14 protein-coding genes are annotated in these 13,088 nt (G+C 71.3%); 6 read left to right on the plus strand and 8 right to left on the minus strand.

Annotated features, from left to right (window positions below):
- Positions 1 to 11: 11 nt before the first annotated feature.
- The 8 genes from pobA to VFO26_RS14350 are packed head-to-tail and all read right to left on the minus strand — an operon-like array spanning position 12 to position 6,312.
- A complete protein-coding gene (gene pobA, locus VFO26_RS14315) occupies positions 12 to 1,184 on the minus strand; it encodes a 4-hydroxybenzoate 3-monooxygenase (RefSeq protein ID WP_325115717.1) in 1,173 nt (390 codons plus the stop codon).
- Positions 1,181 to 1,588 carry a 4-carboxymuconolactone decarboxylase gene (pcaC, locus tag VFO26_RS14320; RefSeq protein ID WP_325115718.1) on the minus strand — a complete coding sequence of 136 codons (408 nt, stop codon included), beginning with the start codon at positions 1,586 to 1,588 and terminating at the stop codon, positions 1,181 to 1,183. The genes pobA and pcaC overlap by 4 nt, the downstream gene beginning before the upstream one ends.
- On the minus strand, positions 1,585 to 2,358 hold the full coding sequence (gene pcaD, locus VFO26_RS14325; protein WP_325115720.1) for a 3-oxoadipate enol-lactonase: 774 nt from the start codon (positions 2,356 to 2,358) through the stop codon (positions 1,585 to 1,587). The genes pcaC and pcaD overlap by 4 nt, the downstream gene beginning before the upstream one ends.
- Positions 2,355 to 3,692, minus strand: a complete 1,338-nt coding sequence (gene pcaB / locus VFO26_RS14330) for a 3-carboxy-cis,cis-muconate cycloisomerase (RefSeq protein ID WP_325115721.1) — start codon at positions 3,690 to 3,692, stop codon at positions 2,355 to 2,357. The genes pcaD and pcaB overlap by 4 nt, the downstream gene beginning before the upstream one ends.
- A gap of 24 nt (positions 3,693 to 3,716) precedes the next feature.
- Positions 3,717 to 4,286 carry a protocatechuate 3,4-dioxygenase subunit alpha gene (pcaG, locus tag VFO26_RS14335; protein WP_325115722.1) on the minus strand — a complete coding sequence of 190 codons (570 nt, stop codon included), beginning with the start codon at positions 4,284 to 4,286 and terminating at the stop codon, positions 3,717 to 3,719.
- Positions 4,279 to 5,010 (minus strand): protocatechuate 3,4-dioxygenase subunit beta, encoded by a 732-nt coding sequence (gene pcaH, locus VFO26_RS14340; RefSeq protein ID WP_325115723.1) that lies wholly within the window; start codon positions 5,008 to 5,010, stop codon positions 4,279 to 4,281. The genes pcaG and pcaH overlap by 8 nt, the downstream gene beginning before the upstream one ends.
- Positions 5,000 to 5,656, minus strand: coding sequence for a 3-oxoacid CoA-transferase subunit B (locus VFO26_RS14345; RefSeq protein WP_325115724.1), 657 nt, complete (start codon positions 5,654 to 5,656; stop codon positions 5,000 to 5,002). The genes pcaH and VFO26_RS14345 overlap by 11 nt, the downstream gene beginning before the upstream one ends.
- Positions 5,653 to 6,312 (minus strand): CoA transferase subunit A, encoded by a 660-nt coding sequence (locus tag VFO26_RS14350; RefSeq protein ID WP_325115725.1) that lies wholly within the window; start codon positions 6,310 to 6,312, stop codon positions 5,653 to 5,655. The genes VFO26_RS14345 and VFO26_RS14350 overlap by 4 nt, the downstream gene beginning before the upstream one ends.
- Positions 6,313 to 6,747: 435 nt before the next feature.
- Between VFO26_RS14350 and VFO26_RS14355 the strand changes: the two genes are divergently transcribed.
- The 6 genes from VFO26_RS14355 to VFO26_RS14380 are packed head-to-tail and all read left to right on the plus strand — an operon-like array spanning position 6,748 to position 13,076.
- Complete coding sequence (locus VFO26_RS14355; RefSeq protein WP_325115726.1) at positions 6,748 to 8,061, plus strand: ABC transporter substrate-binding protein; 1,314 nt, start codon at positions 6,748 to 6,750, stop codon at positions 8,059 to 8,061.
- Positions 8,062 to 8,101: 40 nt separating this feature from the next.
- Positions 8,102 to 9,031, plus strand: a complete 930-nt coding sequence (locus VFO26_RS14360; RefSeq protein ID WP_325115727.1) for a branched-chain amino acid ABC transporter permease — start codon at positions 8,102 to 8,104, stop codon at positions 9,029 to 9,031.
- 1 nt (position 9,032) lies between these two features.
- Positions 9,033 to 10,121 (plus strand): branched-chain amino acid ABC transporter permease, encoded by a 1,089-nt coding sequence (locus VFO26_RS14365; protein ID WP_325115728.1) that lies wholly within the window; start codon positions 9,033 to 9,035, stop codon positions 10,119 to 10,121.
- On the plus strand, positions 10,118 to 10,834 hold the full coding sequence (locus VFO26_RS14370; RefSeq protein ID WP_325115729.1) for an ABC transporter ATP-binding protein: 717 nt from the start codon (positions 10,118 to 10,120) through the stop codon (positions 10,832 to 10,834). Before VFO26_RS14365 ends, VFO26_RS14370 begins: the two co-directional genes overlap by 4 nt.
- Positions 10,831 to 11,607 (plus strand): ABC transporter ATP-binding protein, encoded by a 777-nt coding sequence (locus tag VFO26_RS14375; protein WP_325115730.1) that lies wholly within the window; start codon positions 10,831 to 10,833, stop codon positions 11,605 to 11,607. The genes VFO26_RS14370 and VFO26_RS14375 overlap by 4 nt, the downstream gene beginning before the upstream one ends.
- A gap of 26 nt (positions 11,608 to 11,633) precedes the next feature.
- A complete protein-coding gene (locus VFO26_RS14380) occupies positions 11,634 to 13,076 on the plus strand; it encodes an amidase (protein ID WP_325115731.1) in 1,443 nt (480 codons plus the stop codon).
- Positions 13,077 to 13,088: the final 12 nt, after the last annotated feature.

Raw genomic sequence — 13,088 nt, forward strand, 5'->3', positions numbered from 1 at the left:
TCAGTGCAGCGTCAGGCGCGGTCGACGCCGACGTAGTTCTCCGCCAGCGATGTCGCGGCGACGCGCGACGTGCGGAGGTAGCGGAGCTGCGACTGCTGCAGCCGCAGCATGAACTCGTCGTCGTCAGGGCTCCTGTGCAGCATCGTCGTCATCCACCAGGAGAAGTGCTCCGCGCGCCAGACGCGGCGCAGGCACGTCTCCGAGTAGGCGTCGAGCCTCGCGGCATCGCCGTCCCGGTACCACGACGTGAGCGCCCCCGCGAGAACCTGCACGTCGCGTACCGCAAGATTGAGCCCCTTCGCGCCCGTGGGCGGGACGATGTGGGCTGCATCCCCGGCCAGGTAGAGCCGACCCCATTGCATCGGCTCGACCACGAAGCTCCGCATCGGTGTGACTCCCTTTTCCAGGATGGGCCCCTCCCGGAGCGTCCAGCTCTCCACCCCGAGCCGTGCCTGGAGCTCGGCCCAGATCCGCTCGTCGGGCCAGCGTGCGAGATCCTCGTCCGGCGCGCACTGCAGGTAGAGGCGCGAGACCTGGGGCGAGCGCATGCTGAGGAGCGCGAACCCGCTCTCGTTGTGCGCGTAGATGAGCTCGTCGTTCGAGGGCGCGACCTCCGCCAGGATCCCGAGCCAGCCGTAGGGGTACTCGCGGTGGAACTCGCGCAGCACGCTCGGCTGGATGCTCGCTCGCGAGATCCCGTGGAAGCCGTCGCACCCCGCTATCACGTCGCACTCCAACTCCTGCTCCTCGCCCTCGTGCCGGTAGCGGATCCGCGGGCGCTCGCCGTCGATGTCGTGGAGCGAGACACCCTCGGCCTCGAAGTGGAGCCGCCGGCCGCTCGCCAGGCGCGCCTCGATCAGGTCCTTCACGACCTCGGTCTGGCCGTAGACGACGATCGTCTTGCCGGTCAGCTCGTCGAACGCGATCCGGTGCCGCTCGCGGCCCGACTGGAGCTCCACTCCGGTGTGCACGAGCCCTTCGCGCCGCATCCGCTCCCCCACGCCGGCCCGCTCGAAGAGGTCGGCCACGTCGTGCTCCAGGACGCCCGCCCGGACACGGGCCTCGACGTATTCGCGGCTGCGGCTCTCCAGGATCACGGAGTCGATCCCCTCCAGGTGCAGCAGGTGCGCCAGCGTGAGCCCCGCGGGCCCGGCGCCGACGATCCCGACCTGTGTCCGGGTCATGCCCCGGGCTCGTCGCCTGCGACCGCGCTCTCGATCACGCGCTGGGCGACGGCGAACGCACCGTTCGCCGCGGGCACGCCGCAGTACACCGCGCACTGGAGGAGCACCTCGCCGATCTCGTCGGGCGTGAGCCCGTTGCGGAGCGCCGCCCTGACGTGCATCTCGAGCTCGTGCTCGCGCCCGCTCGCAACGAGTGCGGTCAGCGTGATGCAGCTCCGCGTGCGGCGGTCGAGGCCCGGACGGGACCAGATCTCGCCCCACGCATAGCGCGTGATCAGGTCCTGGAAGTCCTCCGTGAACGGCGTCGTGCGCTCGATCGCGCCGTCGACGTGCGCGTCTCCGAGCACCGCCCGCCGTACGCCCATGCCGCGGGTGTGGATCTCGTCCCGTCCCTCTCCGGTCATGCGCCCTTCCCGACCGGGCCCAGATGGCGCAGGAGCGCCGCCGTGACGAGGTCCGGCTGCTCGACGTTCGCGATGTGGGCCGCGCCCTCGACGACGACGTGTGCCGCCTCCGGGATCGCGGCGGCGAGCGCCTCGCCGGCGGCGGGCGGTACGGCAGGATCCTCTGCGCCGGTGATGACGAGCGTGGGAGCCGCGATCGCGCCGAGGCGGCCGGTCAGGTCGGCGTCGGCGAGCACGTCGCAGCAGGCGGCGTAGCCCTCGGGCGGGGTCGACGCGAGCATCGCCCCGAAGCGTGTCACGACTCCCGAGTGCGTGTCGTGGAAGACCGGGCGGAACCATCGTGCGAGCACGGCCTCCGCGATCGCGCGCACGCCGTTCGCCCGCACGAGTGCCGCCCGCTCGACCCAGGTCTCCCGCGGAGAGAAGGACGCCGCCGTGCACGCGAGGACCAGCCGCTCGACCCGCTCGGGCCGGTTCAGGGCGAGCCACATCGCCTCCAGACCGCCGAGCGACAGCCCGCAGAACGACACGCGCTCGAGGCCGAGCTCGTCGAGCAGCTCGACGATGTCCGCACCCAGGTCGTCGAGAGTCGTCGGCCCGTCGACGACCGGCGAGCGACCATGGCCGCGTCGGTCGTAGCGGACGACCCGGAAGCGCTCGGAGAGGGAGCCGATCTGCGGCTCCCACATCTCGTGCGTCGTGCCGAGCGAGCTCGCCAGCACGGCGACCGGCGCGTCTGCAGGCCCGTCGAGGACGTGGTGCAGCCTCACCCCTCCCGCTCCTCCTCGGTGCGCTCCGCCTCGTAGCGTGCGAGCGCGCGATCGACGAGAGCCCCGGCGGAGCCGAGGTACGTGGCCGGGTCGAGCGCGGCGCCGAGCTCGTCGGCGGTGAGCCCGGTGTCGCGTTCGGCGAGCTCCTCGGAGAGGGGGCGACCCGAGTCGCTCGCCCGGAGCGACACGTCCCGCACGAGCGACCGTGCTGCGATGCGCCCGAGACGGTCTGTGAGGATCGCGGCGAGCCGCTCCGTGAGGACGGCGCCCCCGCTGAGCTCGAGGTTCGTCCGCATCCTGGCCGCGTCCACCTCGAGCCCCTCGAGCGAGCCCGCGAGGGCAGAAGCGGCGCCACCGGTGGTCGCGAGCGCCCCCGAGAGCGCGTCCCACTCCGCCTGCCACGCGCCGCCCGCGCGCTCGTGCTCGGCGACGAGGGCGGCCGTCAGCACCGACGCGTGGCCCCGGACGAGCGCGGCCCCGGCCCGGGCCCACATCGCGCCGACCGGGTTCCGCTTGTGCGGCATCGCGGACGAGCCGCCGCCCTCGCCGCCCTCACGCACCTCTCCCACCTCCGTCTGCGCGAGGAGCTCCAGATCGAGCCCGACCTTCCCCAGCACCCCGGCGGCGATCTCGAGCGCGGCGCCCAGCTCCGCGATCCGGACGCGGTTCGCGTGCCACGGGAGCGTGGGCTCCGCGAGGCCGAGCTCGCGTGCGTACAGCGCGGACAGCTCGAGCCCACGGTCACCGAGCGCCGAGAGCGTCCCGGCCGCACCGCCGAGCTGCGCGGCGAGGCCCCTCTCTCGAAGCTCGACGAGCCGCGCGCGTGCGTCCATCACCGCGACGAGCCACCCTGCGGACTTGAGCCCGAACGTCGTGGGGACCGCCTGCTGGAGGAGCGTCCGCCCGGCCATCGGTGTGTCGCGGTGCTCGCGCGCCAGCCGCGCACAGGCAGAGGTCACGCGGGCGAGGTCGCCGAGGACGAAACCGAGGGCTCGACGCGCAACGAGCATCGCGGCGGTGTCCAGCACGTCCTGGCTCGTGGCGCCCAGATGCACGTAGCGCGCGTCGTCCTCACCGACGCGGGCGACGATCGCGCGCACCAGCGGCTCCGCGGGATTGCCCGAGCTTCGACCCTCCTCCAGGAGCTGGTCCCAGTCGTAGTCGCCCGAGCACGCATCTGCGATCGCCGCCGCCGCCGGCTCGGGCACGAGGCCGGTCGCGGCGCCCGCTTTCACGAGCGCCTTCTCGGCATCGAGCATCGCGGCGAGCCAGGATCGCCCCGCGACGGCGTCCGCCAGCGCTGCAGGGACGAACAGGGCCTGGAACGGCGTCACACAGCGAAGAATCTCAGAACGCCGTCACACCGCGAAGAACGTCGTGTGCCCGGCCCCCTGCAACCGAACGTCGAAGCGCAGCCCGCCGTCCTCGGCGACCGCCACCAGCGTCTCGCGCTGCGCGGGCGCGAGCCGGGAAAGCACCGGATCGGCCGCGTTGGCCTCGTCCTCGTCCGGGAAGTAGATGCGCGTCACCGCGTGCTTCAGGAGCCCGCGCGCGAACACGGCCACCTCGATGTGCGGCGCCTGTGCGCCACCCTCCGGCCACGGCACCGGCCCGGGCTTGACGGTGACGAACTCGAACCGGCCGTCGTCCTCCGTCCCGGAGCGCCCGAACCCGAGGAAGCCGTCCTCGAGCGGCGGGTCGACCCGGTCGTCCGAGGGGTGCCGGTAGCGGCCGGCGGCATTCGCCTGCCAGATCTCGACCATGCCGTCCGGCACGCCGTCACCCGCCCCGTCGGTCAGGCGTCCGCGGATGCGGATCGCGCGGGGATCGTCCGGCTCGACGAGCGTCGGCGTGATCAGCTCGCGCAGCAGGCCGATTCGCAGGTACGGCCCGGCGGTCTGGGCAGGAGTGAGGCCGACGTCAGTCATCGTGCGGCTCCTCGAGCGGCGTCGCTGTGCGCCCCCCGACGACGATGTCCCAGCGGAAGCCGAGCGCGTGCTCCGGCTCGGTCAGCTCGAGGTCGAACGCGCTGATCAGGCGCTGTCGCGCCTTCTCGTCGCGAACCGAGTTGAAGATCGGGTCGAACGGGAACAGCGGGTCGCCGGGGAAGTACATCTGGGTGACGAGGCGCTCCGTGAACGCGCGACCGAACACCGAGAAGTGAATGTGGTTCGGCCGCCACGCGTTGGGATGGTTCTTCCACGGATACGCACCGGGCTTGACCGTCACGAAGCGGTAGCGGCCTTCGTGGTCGGTCAGGCAGCGGCCGGCGCCGGAGAAGTTCGGGTCGAGCGGCGCGTCGCCGGTGTCGACCTCGTGCCGGTAGCGACCGCCCGCGTTCGCCTGCCAGATCTCGACGAGCTGGCCGCGCAGGGGCTTGCCGTCGCCTCCGAGGACACGACCGCTGACCACGATCCGCTGGCCCTGCGGCTCGCCTGCGTGCTGGCGTGTGAGATCGGCGTCGAGTGGTTCGACCGGCGACTCCCCGTACGCCGGGCCCGTCACCTCCGTCAGGGTGGCGGGGATGATCACGAGCGGCTCCTTCGGAGCCCGCAGCCGGGTGCCGACGTAGTCGTGGTGGTCGTAGGGCGGGTCGACTCCGGCGCGGTCGGCGTCGATCACCTCGGCGAACGGACGCACGTCAATGGACATGGCTCTCCTCCAGGGCGACGACGAACGGGGCGGTCGTGACGGCGGCGACGTCGTCGACGGTCGCGCCGTCGAGCAGCTCGGTCAGGCGCAGCTCGCCGTCGACGCGGCGGAACACCGAGAGCTCGGTGACGATGACGTCGACCGCGCCGGACGCCGTCAGTGGATACGTGCAGGCGGCGACGACCTTGGGCTCGCCGCGGGACGAGGTGGCCGTCATCGTGACGATCACCCGCCGTGCGCCCACGACGAGATCCATCGCGCCGCCCACGCCGAGCACGTCCTTGCCGGGAACGGCCCAGTTGGCGATGTCGCCGTCCCCGCTGACCTCGAGCGCGCCGAGCACGGCGACGTCCACGTGGCCGCCGCGGATCATCGCGAAGCTCGCCGCGCTGTCGAAGTACGCGGCACCCGGCAGCGCCGTGATCGGCTGCTTCGCCGCATCGATCAGGTCGGGGTCCAGCTCGTCCCCGTTCGGCCGGGGGCCGACCCCCAGGAGACCGTTCTCGGTGTGGAGGACGACGCCGGTCTCCGGCCCCAGGAAGCTCGGGATCAGGTTCGGGATGCCGATTCCGAGGTTGACGACCTCGCCCGGCTGGAGCTCCAGCGCCGCCCGCGCCGCGATCCGTGTCTTCACGTCGTCGCTCATGTGCTCGCGACCAGGTGATCGACGTACAGGTGCGGCGTCACGACGGACTCCGGCTCGAGCGTTCCCACCGTGACCACCTCGCCAGCCTCCGCGATCGTCACGGTCGCGGCGGTGGCCATGAGCGGATTGAAGTTGCGCGCAGTTCGCCGGTACCAGAGGTTGCCGAGCATGTCCGCGCGCGCCGCGTAGACCAGCGAGACGTCTGCGCGGATGGGCTCCTCGAGCACGTGGCGCACGCCGTCGATCATGCGCTCTTCCTTGCCCTCGGCGAGCAGCGTGCCGGCGCCGACCGCCGTGAAGAAGCCGCCGATGCCCGCACCGCCGGCGCGGATCGCCTCGGCGAACGTCCCCTGCGGAACGAGCGTCGCCTCGATCTCGCCGGCGTTGACGGCCGCGACTGCCTCGGGGTTCGACGTGAAGTACGACGAGATCCCACGGCGGATCCTGCCCTGCCGCAACAGCCTCCCGAGCCCACGGCCGGGCTCGCCGATGTTGTTCGAGACGACCGTGAGGTCGGTCGCGTCGGAGTGGTCGACGAGCGCGTCGATGAGATCGAGCGGAGCCCCGACGAGCCCGAAGCCGCCGACCATCACCGTGTCTCCGGTCTTGACCCGGGCGACCGCGTCCTCGGCCGTGATCAATTTGCTCGCCCTCATGCGACTTCGGGTCCGTCGCTGCTCACGAGCCGGCCTCTCGGCGCCGCTTCGCGCCCGTCGGCGCGCAGGGACTCGGCGTGTTCCATTCGTCAAGACACTAGTCTAGTATCCGGGACGTGAAAAATGGAGCCGAAGCGTCGCGCAGACGCCAGACGCACCGCACGACCGCTGTCGGACCGGTCTAGCCAGCCAGGGTCGCGACTCGAGAGGCCGAGGGAGAGCATGCGTTCGATCCCTTCCCCGACGCCGCCGGCGAGCCGCTCGGCGATGTCCGGTAGGGCGACCATTCAGCGGAGGCCGGCTCGGAGCCGCGCCCCGGGTGGCATTCCGAGACGAGGAGGGTGGTACGTGACGAGATCCTGATCGGGAGGCGTGTGCGGCGCGTCCGCCGCGAGGTTCGGTCAAGCGAAGCTCGAGAACCCAACGGAGGAATCCATGAGATCGACGAAGATCAAGGTCGGCGTCGTGGGCGCAGCGGTCTGCGCCTTCACGCTGATGCTGGCCGGATGGGCTACCGGTGCGCAGACCGCGGCAGCACCGGTCGGGTCTGGAAAGGCGTCCGCGACGAAGTCGATCTGCGGCCTCGGCACGGGCAAGAAGGCGACCGGCAGGCCGATCAAGCTCGGCGGGATCGCGATGCTGATTCCCGGCGTGGACTTCACCACGATCGGCAAGGTCGCGAAGGCGTACTTCGACTGTGTCAACGACAACGGAGGCATCAGGGGCCGGCCGATCCAGTACGTCCTCTACAACGAGCAGCTGAACCCGGCCCAACAGGCGTCACTCGCTCGGAAGCTGGTCGAGAGCGACAAGGTCGTCGGCATCGTCGGCAACACGAGCTTCACCGAGTGCGGGACGAACTGGAAGTACTACAGGTCGAAGGGCTACACCGTGATCGGCGCTGGGGTCCAGGCGGAGTGCTTCGGCACCCCCACGTTCGTCGAGACGAACATGGGACCGCGGTACTCGAACATCGGGGCCGCGCAGGCTCTGGTTCGCGCTGGGGCGAAGTCGATCGTCGTCGCGTCGCCCTCGACGATCGCCGCCTACGCGGACGGAGGCGCGCTGAAGGTCGCCGAACGGGCAGGGCTCCCGAACAGGAGCTTCCCCGTGACGCTGCCCGTGACCGACGCCAACACGATCATCCGGCAGCTGTACCAGGCCGCGGGCGAGGGCGGCGGCATCATCCTCGACTTCACCCCGGACACCGCGCCCGCCCTCATGAAGGCCGCCATCGCCCAGGGGCTCGTCGACAAGGTGAAGTGGGGCTCGTCGACTCCGATCGCCAACACCTTCATGGCGGGGCAGTTCCCGGAGTTCGACGGGAAGCTGTTCGTCAACTCCGAGTTCGGCCTGCTCGACGCGTCGCAGGGCCCTGACACCCGGCTGATGCTGGCTGTTCTCAAGCGGTACACGAAGATCGATCCGCAGGCGTTCGCCCAGATGGGCTTCATGGCAGGGAAGTTTGCGACGCAGGCGCTGCTCAACGTCAAGGGCGCCGTCACCGCGAAGTCGTACAACGCGGCCGTGCGCGGGCTGAAGAACGTGAAGACGGACATGCTCTGCAAGCCGTGGTACGTCGGCAACAACCTGCCGTACCACATCCCGAACAACTGGGACATCACCGTCGACTACCGGGACGGGAAGGTCGTTCTCAAGGAGAAGTGCTTCGCGATCGCGGCCGTCGACCAGGAGCTCGTCCGGACACGCGTCTGGGAGAAGAGGTTCAACCTCAACACGGCGAAGTAGGTGACAGCTCCAGTAGAGATCAGGGTGCTCCGGAGGCTCGATGGATAGCGTCGTCGCGTTCGCGGTGTTCGGCGTCGACTGGGAGTTCATCAAGCCGTACATCGTGCTGGGACTCGCGCTCGGCGGCGTCTACGCGCTCTCCGGCGTCGGGATCGTCGTGCTGTACCAGGCGACCGGCGTCCTGAACCTCGCTTTCGGCGCGATCGGCGCTGCGGGCGCCCTGATCGCCTACTGGATGATCAACCACACGAGCTGGCCGCACTGGCTCGCGTACGTCACCTGCGTCGCGTTCGGCGGGGTCGTCAACCTCGCCTACGGGCTGCTGTTCGGCCCCGCCTTCGCGGCGCGGGATCCCCTCGTCAAGATGATGGGCACGCTCGGCCTTGCGCTGATCCTGCTCGGGCTGATGGCGTGGCGCGCCCCCGTCGGCGGCGCATTCGCGCGGTTCCTGCCGCTCCCGAGCTCGAGCCACACCTTCACGCTCTTCGGCGCGTTCGTGAACTGGACGCAGGTGATCGCGCTCGCGTTCGCCGTCGGGCTGACGCTCTGGACGACGCTCTTCCTCAAGTACACCAACCTCGGGACCGCCTACCGTGCGATCGCCAACGACCGCGAGATCACCGCCACGCTCGGCGTGCCTGTCCGTCGCGTAGAGGCATCTGCGTGGTTCGGCTCCGGGCTCGTCGCCGGCGCGGCGGGCCTGCTGCTCCCCGATCTGATCACCTCGCTCGACTACGCCGCGCTGACGTTCCTCGTGATCGCGGCGCTCGCGGCGGCGCTGATCGGGCGCCTCACGTCGCTGTGGGCGACCCTCTTGGGGGGCCTCGCGGTCGGGCTCGCGCAGGCGATCTTCGCGCCCTACGAGTCGATCACCCGCTACCGCTCGGCGGCGCCCTTCGTCCTCGCCATCCTCGCGCTCCTCTGGCTGTCTCGGCATCGCGTGGTCACGATCACGCGGACGGCGCGCTAGCTTGGACACCACGCCGACACCCGGCCGGGGGGCGGCCGCCGCGGCGCGCGCCGCGCTTCCCCTCGACCGGGGCACGCTCGTGCGCGTCGTCGCGATCGTCGTGTTCCTGGCGATCGCCCTCGTGTTCCTCCCGACGATCGGTTCGGACTGGACGACGACGTTCACCAGCGTCGCGATCTACTCGGTGATCACGCTCGGCCTCGGGATCCTCTACGGCCGGGTGGGGCTGATCTCGCTCGGGCAGGTCGCGCTGCTGGTCGTCGGTGTCTGGACCGGCACACGCCTCAACTACGCGCTCGACCTGCCGTTCCCGATCCTGCTCTTCGTCACCGGCGCGATCACCTGCGTGGTGGGCGTCCTGATCGGGCTGCCCGCGCTGCGCCTCTCCGGGCTCCACCTGGCGCTCATCACCCTGATGGCGGCGGGCGCCGTGAACGTCGTCCTGGTCGCGATCAACTTCCCGAACGGCGGCGGGGGGTTTACCGGCCGGACGGACACACCGGACCTCTCGGGGCTCGAGCCGGTGCGCAGGCCGTCCATCGCCGAGGGAGACACCGCCTACTACCGCTATGTCGTGATCGTCGCCGCAGTGATGTTCCTGGTGGCACTGCTCCACGTCCGAGGCAAGCCCGGCAGGGCGTGGGCGGCGATCCGCGAGAGTGAGCCCGCCGCGCTCGCGGCGGGCGTCAACATCGTCTTCTACAAGCTCTGGGCCTTCGCCCTCGCGTCGTTCATGGCCGGTGTCGCCGGCTGCCTGCTGGCGGCGCAGGTGGGCCAGCCGACGGCGCAGTCGTTCCAGACCCAGGACTCCCTGACCCTGCTCGCGGTAACGCTGATCGGAGGGATCTACAGCCTCTGGGGCGCGGTCGTCGCCGGATGCTTCAGCCAGCTGCTGCCGTTCCTCTTCCAGGTGCAGTGGGGGATCAACCCGAACTTCGTGCTCATCCTCTTCGGCGCGGGCCTGCTGCAGGTCCTGCTCACCGCGCCGGGCGGGCTTGCACAGCAGTTCCCCAAGGACATGGCGAACCTCGGCCGCCTCGTGTGGCGCGGTCTCGGGAAGGTGACCGGTGGAGGGGCGCCGTCGACATGATCGAGGTCGAGCGTCTCACCGTCCGCTTCTCCGGCGTGACCCCGATCGACGGGATGAGCGTCACGTTCCCCGGCGGGACGTGCGGCCTGATCGGGCCGAACGGCGCCGGCAAGACGACGTTCTTCAACGTCCTCAGCGGCTTCGTCAAGCCGGCGTCCGGGTCGATCCGCGCGTTCGGCGAGGATCTGCTGAAGATGGCCGACTACCGGCGCGCCCGCTGGGGCCTGCGACGCACCTTTCAGACCGAGCAGGCGATCGAGCAGCTCTCGGTCTTCGACAACGTGGCGATGATCTACGAGCACTCCGGCGTGAAGGGCGCCGGCCGGCGCAGCGAGGTGGAGGCCGCGATCGAGTTCGTCGGCCTCGAGACGCCTCCGAGGAGGAGCGTCGGCGGCCTCGGAGCCCGCGAGCGGCGCCTCGTCGAGGTCGCGCGGGCGGTGGTCGGGCGCCCCCGGGTGGTGCTGCTCGACGAGCCGGCCGCCGGCCTCCCCGAGGAAGAGACCGAGCACCTGAGCAGCGTGATCAAGGCGATCCCGGAGCGGTTCGGCGCGCTCGTCGTCCTCGTCGACCACGACATGAGCCTCGTCCAGGCCTGTTGCGAGACGACCGCCGTGCTCGACTTCGGCAAGCTGATCGCGTCCGGCCCGACGGCCGAGGTGCTGCGGGACGAGCTCGTGATCCGCGCGTACCTCGGCACCGAGGAGGTCCTGTGAGCACGGCAGCATCCCCCACGCGACCCGCGACCCTGTCGTTCGAGGGCCTCTCGGTCGCCCGCGGCGGGCGGCCGGTGCTCCGGGACGTCTCGCTCTCGATCCCCCCGGGCGAGGTGACGGCGCTGCTCGGCCCGAACGGAGCCGGGAAGTCCACCCTCGTCCTGGCGGTGGGCGGCGTCCTGCGCCCGACGGCCGGCAAGGTGAAGCTGGGCGACCTCGACCTCACGCGGCGGCGGCCGGAGCAGATCCGCGCCGCAGGCGTGGCCATCGTCCCGGAGGGGCGACAGCTCCTGCCGAACCTCACGCTCCAGGACAATCTGAGGGTCGCCACCTACGCGCTCAGCCGGGCCGACGCACGTAGCGGCATCGCGTACGCGCTCGAGCTCTTCCCCGAGCTCGAGAAGCGCTGGCACGTGGCGGCCCGGTCGCTGTCGGGCGGCGAGCAGCAAATGGTCGTGCTCGCCCAGGCCCTCGTCTCGCGCCCCAAGATCGTGCTCGTGGACGAGCTCTCGCTCGGCCTCGCGCCCGTCGTCGTCCAACGCCTCGTCCCGACGCTGCAAACCGTCGCAGAACGCGGGGTCGGGGTTCTCCTCATCGAGCAGTTCGCGCACGTCGCCCTCGGCCTCGCACAGACCGCCTACGTCCTCGAGCGCGGCCGCATCCACTACCACGGCACCGCCCAGAGGCTCAGGGACGAGCCCGAGCTCCTCCAGTCGGCGTACCTCCTGCGAGAGGTCGACCCGGGCGGAGAGGCACTGGAGACGCTCTCGTAGCGAGGAGCGTCTCGTCGGGTGACCTCGTGAGAGACCTCGTGCGGCTCGGCGTCGGCGACGCGGCGGCTCTCCTCGTCGAGCGCCAGGTGTCGGCGTCCGAGCTCGTTGCGGCACTCCTCGCGCGCATCCGGGCGCGCGACGGCACCCACAGCCACGACGGTGACCCGCGCTCTGTCAACGCCTGGGTGCGCGTCTACGAGGAGGACGCGCTGGCGGCCGCCTCGCGGGCCGACGAGCGCCTGAGCGCGCACGGCATCCGGCGCGAGGGCGCGCCTCCGGCGCTGACCGGCGTCCCAATTGGGCTGAAGGACCTGTACGGCGTGGCAGGCAAGCCTGTCACCGCGTCGTCCCGGCTGCTCGCGGACGTGCCCGCCCAGGACTGCGACGTGTGGAGGCGTTTGCGTTCGGCGGGCATGGTCCTGCTCGGGCACCTCCACACCCACGAGTTCGCCGCCGGCGGCACGACCGACCAGGTCGGCAACCCCTGGAGCCTCGAGCGCTCGGCAGGCGGCTCGAGCGGCGGATCTGCGGCGGCGCTGGCGGCGTGCATGGTTCCCGCCGCGACGGGCACCGATACCGCCGGCTCGCTCCGCATCCCGTCAGCCTGCTCCGGCACCTCGACGATCAAGCCCACCCGCGGCAGGGTCTCCCTGGGCGGAGTCGTGCCGCTCTCCTGGAGCCTCGACCACGCCGGGCCGATGGCCCGCTCCCTGGACGACTGTCGTCTGTTGCTGGCGGCGATGACAGGCCCCGACCGTCGACGGCCGGAGAGCGCCCTGCAGACGCCCCCAGCCGAGCCTGCGGCGAGGCGTGCATCGCCCAAGCCGCTCGCCGGGGTGCGGCTCGCCGTCTCCCCGCGTCTCGGGATCGCCGAACTCGACGCCGACGTGGCCGCCGGCTTCGACCTCGCGCTCGACGCGTGCCGCCGGCTCGGCGCCGAGCTCGTCGCGCCCCCGCCCCCGGGAGTGCCGGCCGAGGTCGGCGACGACTTCGTCGCCGTGCTGACGACCGAGATGCTCGCCTATCACCGTCGCTTCGACGACGGGCGCGCGCTCTACCGGCCGTCGATTCGGGAGTGGGTCGAGGAAGGCGAGCGGCGTGCGGTTTCCGGAGAGGCCTACGTCGCCGCCCAGGAGCGGCGGAGAGAGGTGACGGGGGTCTGGGCCGCCTGGCTGGCCGAGCAGCGCCTCGATGCGCTCGTGGAGCCCACGATCCCCGTCGTCGCCCCCGTGCGTGGAGAAGGGTACGACCACGCGGGCACCGACTACGCCCTGATCTCGCTCACGCACCTGTGGGACTGGACCGGTTTTCCCGTCGCCGCCCTTCCGGCCGGTGTCGGGCAGAGGGGCCTGCCGGTCGGCGTGTCGCTGATCGGCCCGGCCGGAGCCGACTGGGAGCTGCTCTCCCTCGGCGTGGCGCTCCAGGCCGAGCTCGGCGTGCCCGAGCCGCCCGATCCGCCCCCCGCCTGACTCCGCAGGTCG

This window comes from Gaiella sp. (assembly GCF_035710885.1).
GTDB lineage: Bacteria > Actinomycetota > Thermoleophilia > Gaiellales > Gaiellaceae > Gaiella.

Coding starts and splice junctions, on each gene's coding strand:
- pobA (WP_325115717.1), bottom strand. CDS start 1,184: ATGACCCGGACACAGGTCGGGATCGTCGGCGCCGGGCCCGCGGGGCTC.
- pcaC (WP_325115718.1), bottom strand. CDS start 1,588: ATGACCGGAGAGGGACGGGACGAGATCCACACCCGCGGCATGGGCGTA.
- pcaG (WP_325115722.1), bottom strand. CDS start 4,286: ATGACTGACGTCGGCCTCACTCCTGCCCAGACCGCCGGGCCGTACCTG.
- pcaH (WP_325115723.1), bottom strand. CDS start 5,010: ATGTCCATTGACGTGCGTCCGTTCGCCGAGGTGATCGACGCCGACCGC.
- VFO26_RS14345 (WP_325115724.1), bottom strand. CDS start 5,656: ATGAGCGACGACGTGAAGACACGGATCGCGGCGCGGGCGGCGCTGGAG.
- VFO26_RS14350 (WP_325115725.1), bottom strand. CDS start 6,312: ATGAGGGCGAGCAAATTGATCACGGCCGAGGACGCGGTCGCCCGGGTC.
- VFO26_RS14355 (WP_325115726.1), top strand. CDS start 6,748: ATGAGATCGACGAAGATCAAGGTCGGCGTCGTGGGCGCAGCGGTCTGC.
- VFO26_RS14360 (WP_325115727.1), top strand. CDS start 8,102: ATGGATAGCGTCGTCGCGTTCGCGGTGTTCGGCGTCGACTGGGAGTTC.
- VFO26_RS14370 (WP_325115729.1), top strand. CDS start 10,118: ATGATCGAGGTCGAGCGTCTCACCGTCCGCTTCTCCGGCGTGACCCCG.